Source organism: Candidatus Thermoplasmatota archaeon (assembly GCA_029907305.1).
Lineage (GTDB): Archaea > Thermoplasmatota > E2 > DHVEG-1 > DHVEG-1 > JARYMC01.
This window is the reverse complement of sequence record JARYMC010000096.1, coordinates 1-5298: the sequence shown is the minus strand read 5'-3', so window position 1 is coordinate 5298 and position 5298 is coordinate 1. Positions and strand designations below refer to the sequence as shown.

Here is a 5298-nt window from a genome sequence, read left to right as displayed (position 1 = left end):
AGGATGTTAAAATTGAAGATGGTTGAATAATGAGGGGGTAAATTGAGATAGGCTATTCATAATGTGACATTGTCAAGATATATAAAAAATATGGAAAATAAGCTATTTATTTTTTCATGATCCACATTTAATACTTCATCGAAAATATGTGATGGAGCTTTTTGAATAGATGATAAGGCAGAAGATTCATAAAGGAGGGGTGGCTAATGGAACAGTAGATATTCTCTGTAAATTTGATGAAAAATTTTTGAATTTAGCTAGGAACTCATGATGTATCGAATGTTTTGTTGGTTTTGAGTCTGTAAGTCAAGCGGTGTTTAATGAAGTTAAAATCTTATAAGCACTAATCTTTTTTCACTATTAAAACAGAATTCTGTGTTAAAAGAAGTCTTTTGCTGCAAATCGAAAAATCTTTTACAATTGAATTAATGTAGTTGTTCTTTTCAGTTACTGATTTCCTTAGAATAATTTTTGTTCCTTCTTTAACCGAATCTAAGATATGTTTCAGAACCGCATCGTGATCTGAAACACCGTAGGAGATTATTACAATATCAAATTCTGAAGCATTATATTTATTTCCTTCTCCGCTTTTAATTTTGATTCTATCTGAAAAATTATTTTTTTTTATATACTCGGTTGCTCTTTTTACAATTTTATCTTTGTTATCTATTCCCACTATCGATGAGCTGGTTTCTTTGTTTATTATTATAGAAGTATAGGGTATGGCTCCGCACCCTATGTGTAGAACTTTGTCAGATTTTTTGATATCAGCCATTAAAATTTCTTTTTTAACGGACGGCTCGTGGAATTTTAGGTATAAAAACGAAAAAAAAGATATATTTGTAAATATTATTTCGTATATATTGTATAGTTGGTCGAGGAGTTTTTTAAACATGAAACACCATTGATGGAATATAACAAACATCATTTAAACTATATTTAATCCTTGACAAAAAATATAATAATCTACAGGGTAAAAGTTTTTATAACCTAGATTTCTTCTGGGGAGCCTATGAATAAGAATGTCTTATCAATCCTTGATGTTAAAGATGAAATCCATGATATAATCGATTTAGCAATAAAATTAAAAAATGATTATAAAAAAGGAAAAGACATCAGATACCTAAAAGGAAAGAAACTAGCAATGATTTTTGAAAGGACATCAATTAGAACTAGAGTTAGCTTTGAATTTGGAATACAAATGCTTGGAGGAATTGCAATTTCTCTAACCAAAGAGGATATTGGAATCGGCACAAGGGAAACCGTTGAGGATATCGCCTTAGTCATGTCAAGGTACGCAGATATTGTTATGTATAGAGCACTCGATAAAAAAGATTTACATGATTTTGCAAAATATGCCACCATTCCAGTTATTAATGGTTTGGATATAGATGAACACCCAACTCAGATACTAGCTGATTTAACAACCATAAAAGAAAAGAAACATAAACTGGAAGGGTTAAAATTTGTCTTTGTTGGTGATGGTGATGACAACCTAACACACACATATATGTTAGCATGTACACTAGTTGGAATGGATGTAACTGTTATCAGCCCGAAGAGTCATTGGCCTTCCAAATATTTCCTTGACAAAGCAACAGAAATCGCTAAGCAAAAGAAAGTTAAATTATTAATAACTGAGGACCTAGAAGAAATAAAAAATGCTGACGTAGTAGCAACAGATACATGGGTATCAATCTGGTATAAAGATCAAAAGGAACAGATATTAAAGGATCTTAGAGGGTATACTGTTACTAAAGAATTGATGAGTAAAGCTAAACCTGATGCAATTTTTATACATTGTATGCCAATTTTCTATGGAGAAGAAGTAACTAAAGAAGTAGCCCATGGCCCGCAGTCTGTAATTATAGATGAAGCAGAGAATCGTATGTGGGCTGAAATGGCGCTTATGGTCAAAATTTTAGGTTAACCATAATGATGGTATAAAACTTGTATAAGGACATCCAGGAAAATCAGGTTATATGTGATCAGTAGATAGTCAAATCCTTTTTGGCCGACTTTTACTCCAAGTTTTTTCATATCTTCTTCATCTTTTTGTATGTATCTGTATGACCAGTTAAGCGTGTATAACCATACTGCAATGAATGGTATTAGGAATATCGGTGTTACCATATTTCTGAGAAATAGACTAATGCCTAGTATGCCTGAGATGAAAAACATCGTAAATGATATTTTAGCAGATGCTTTTACTCCAAAAGATGTTGCATATGTTTTAACCCCGAGTTTTCGATCTCCATCTATATCGTGTATACCTTCAGGTAGATCATGGGCATCATCTGCAAAATAGGTAAACAAAACAAGAATTAGCATGTTTAAAAAAGAATTAATATCATATGAGATAGGCCCCACTATCGGTATGCTATAACTGATCTCATTTGCCTGTGGTAAAGCTGTCCATATAGCCACATAACCAAATACTACTACCGTAAGCCATTGAACAGGGGTAAATATTTCCGAGTAAGCTGGTATTTTAATAACTTTTTTGAGATACTTATTATGGAATGTTACGAATAAAGCCGCCATACCTACGACAAATAAACACCAGACACTGATAAGAATCGCAAATGTAAATACCATAGCTGAAAATATCAACGCGATTGCAAAAAATTTTTTTTGGAGTTATTCTGCCAGCCGGTATGGAGCGGTCAGGGTGTGCTATTTTGTCAATTTCTTTATCTGTTATATCATTCCATATCAGGGTCGCAAAGTAGCCTGAGAAAAGGGTCAGAATTGTTAAGATGATGATTTTAAAAATTTCCCAATCATAGGTTTTTATTCCATATGCAAGCATAGGAACAGTTGTATACATTATTGCAAATGATATTAATTCATATACCATTATTGTGCGCCATTTGAAAGGTCGGTATTTGAATAGAAAATATGTGATTTTATTCGTTTTACACATCCTGAGAACATTGCATAATTATTTAAAGCATTATTTCTTTTAAAAAATTATATAAAATTACTATATAATATTTAACGAAAAGGTATTTATAGAATAAAATTATTAGATTAAAAGTAGTTAACAGTAGTTAAGGGGGCGAATATTATAGTAGGTAACCCAAATAAAAATAGTAATCTAAAAAATCCACCGTTATTAGAAGGATATCTATACGATTACAAAGATGCAATAAAAGCAAGAGACAGCAATAAACTTCTTTGCATAAGGTTAGAGACAAGTTTAGCCTGTAATGTTAGATGCGAATACTGTTTCAGAGATAGCGGCAAAGCAGCGGAAAATGAAATGCCCTATGAAGATTTAAAAGAGGTTGTAAATCAGGCTAAGAAATTAGGAGCAAAATCAGTAGTAATTATAGGCGGAGGAGAACCAACAATCAATTCTGCATCATATTTTTGAAATTCTTAATTTGTGCTATAGACTGTTCTGTTCTTTGATTAGAAAAAGCACATGTAACCAAGAGTATGATATCCGCCTTTCGTGGATCGTTTACAATTTTATGGTTATTCTTTGAAAAATAATCAGCGATTTTTCGTGCGTCGAGTTTTCGTCTTACACAAGTCCAATTTGTATATATAAAGAATTTTTTTACCATGGTTTTTCACCCAAATTTATGTGGATTCTATTCATATATGAAATTAATGTTTCTAGATCAACAATTTCAACAATTTTCTAGATTTTGCCAGCATGTATTGCTTCTTCTTATATAAGCAATTTTATTTCATCAGTCGAATTCTCGCTACGTGGAGTTAATTTATATTTAATTTAAGATTTTAATTTCTATTTAACTCTTTTCTACAAAATAAACTTATCTCTGTCTTCTGGTTTCAATTGCGATACAACAAGCGGCGCAGGTTTATTTGAAGGAGATTTAATTTTCTTGACTTCTTTCACAACTATCTCAACATCAGGCCCTACCTTTTCTTCATATGCCTCTCTTATTTTATTGAAAATAGTATCAACAGAAGGCCCAACATCTCTAAGATCATCGTCTATCACAAGGAGAACATCTATCTTATCAATCGTTCTCTGAACTATCTGAAATTGTTTAATTTTATGGGTTTTGAGATCTTTGAGTATTAATGATATTTCTGATAAAAATGATGCTGAAGGATACACTTTTCCATCAGGTAAAACTATACTACTACTTACCCTACCTTCAACACCTCCTTCGATTATTGGAGTGCATAGTCCACAATTACATTTATAATTTGGGTATAGTTTAACGTAGTCATCCATGCCAGTATATCTTATAATAGGGGTGCCTCTGCCGAACATCCTTGTTATCACTATATGTCCCCGTTCGCCGGGGGAAACTAAATCCATATTTTTATCAACTGCCTCAACATGAAAGAAATCCCATTGGATATGCCATGTTCCATGCATACATTCAAATGCAACATCAGCTAACGATTCCACCGACGGATATATATTCAACATTTTACAATCAAATGCATCTTCTACATAACTTCTTGTGTACTCATCTAATACATAACCTCCGGATATTAGTAATTTTGGTTTAATATTTTTGCCGTAACCCTTTTTTTTGAGAAAAGCTAAATGTTGAAAGGTAACAGGATAAGTATAAATTACATCTGGTTTAAAGAAATTTAATTTTCCAATCATTTCTTTAATGGATTCAAAAGCGTTTATTCTTAGGTATCTATTAGATGAGAAGATAATTCTTAACTCTGAAAAAAAACCTTCCTCAAACACCATATCTATTCTACCAGGTAGATAGGTACCAATGTTTGCAAATCTCATTTTTTTCCAATTCAGTTTATAAATTTGCAAATCCCTTATAGTGGTTCCAAAAGATTTAGCCATTGTGGGAAAATCAACATAAATCGAAACCGATTCTCCAGTTGAACCGCTAGTGCTAGCAACGTATCCTTTGTCTTTGTTGTAATTAACTGGTATTATACGATCTGGGAAATTTTCTACTATATCTTTTTTGTAACAAAAGGTAACTTTATGATGTTCTCGATACCTTTTATGTCATCTGGATGGACACCTGCATCCTTATATTTTTTATTATACAGAGGAACAGTGTAAGCGTATTTGACTGTTTTTCTTAGGACTTTATCTCTGTACCTCTCCATCTGTTTATGATTCAATCTATGTAGTCTCCCAGGGTCAAAAATAATATTTTTTATGAAGGGTAGCCCCGTTAGAGGGTTAAGAAATGGGTTCATGTCTATACCATAACGACATTAAGTAAACATTAATATGTCTTATTATCGAAAATATATTATAATGGTGTACTAATAGGCAAATAGGAGGATACATTTTAAAACATATAATGTAAATTCAGATTG

At 32.0% G+C, this 5298-nt stretch carries 6 protein-coding genes; 2 read left to right on the top strand and 4 right to left on the bottom strand.

Going from position 1 to position 5298, the window contains the following annotated elements:
• Positions 1–343: 343 nt before the first annotated feature.
• Positions 344–775 carry a nicotianamine synthase family protein gene (locus tag QHH19_06660; GenBank protein ID MDH7518004.1) on the bottom strand — a complete coding sequence of 144 codons (432 nt, stop codon included), beginning with the start codon at positions 773–775 and terminating at the stop codon, positions 344–346.
• 237 nt (positions 776–1012) lie between these two features.
• Between QHH19_06660 and argF the strand changes: the two genes are divergently transcribed.
• Positions 1013–1930, top strand: coding sequence for an ornithine carbamoyltransferase (gene argF, locus QHH19_06655; GenBank protein MDH7518003.1), 918 nt, complete (start codon positions 1013–1015; stop codon positions 1928–1930).
• Here the strand turns inward: argF and QHH19_06650 are convergent.
• Positions 1927–2598 (bottom strand): UbiA family prenyltransferase, encoded by a 672-nt coding sequence (locus QHH19_06650; protein MDH7518002.1) that lies wholly within the window; start codon positions 2596–2598, stop codon positions 1927–1929. The two genes, argF and QHH19_06650, sit on opposite strands and share 4 nt — an antisense overlap.
• A gap of 586 nt (positions 2599–3184) precedes the next feature.
• On the opposite strand from QHH19_06650, the gene QHH19_06645 reads away from it, so the two are divergent.
• A complete protein-coding gene (locus QHH19_06645; protein ID MDH7518001.1) occupies positions 3185–3379 on the top strand; it encodes a radical SAM protein in 195 nt (64 codons plus the stop codon).
• A gap of 396 nt (positions 3380–3775) precedes the next feature.
• Here QHH19_06645 and QHH19_06640 read toward each other — a convergent pair whose 3' ends face one another.
• Together QHH19_06640 and QHH19_06635 are read right to left on the bottom strand one after the other, a co-directional pair.
• On the bottom strand, positions 3776–4807 hold the full coding sequence (locus tag QHH19_06640; protein ID MDH7518000.1) for a hypothetical protein: 1032 nt from the start codon (positions 4805–4807) through the stop codon (positions 3776–3778).
• A 116-nt stretch (positions 4808–4923) separates the two neighbouring features.
• Positions 4924–5097: a hypothetical protein gene (locus QHH19_06635; GenBank protein ID MDH7517999.1), complete on the bottom strand. Its 174-nt coding sequence runs from the start codon at positions 5095–5097 to the stop codon at positions 4924–4926.
• Between the last annotated feature and the right edge of the window lie 201 nt (positions 5098–5298).

Coding starts and splice junctions, on each gene's coding strand:
- QHH19_06650 (MDH7518002.1), bottom strand. CDS start 2,598: ATGGTATTTACATTTGCGATTCTTATCAGTGTCTGGTGTTTATTTGTC.
- QHH19_06660 (MDH7518004.1), bottom strand. CDS start 775: ATGGCTGATATCAAAAAATCTGACAAAGTTCTACACATAGGGTGCGGA.
- argF (MDH7518003.1), top strand. CDS start 1,013: ATGAATAAGAATGTCTTATCAATCCTTGATGTTAAAGATGAAATCCAT.
- QHH19_06640 (MDH7518000.1), bottom strand. CDS start 4,807: ATGGCTAAATCTTTTGGAACCACTATAAGGGATTTGCAAATTTATAAA.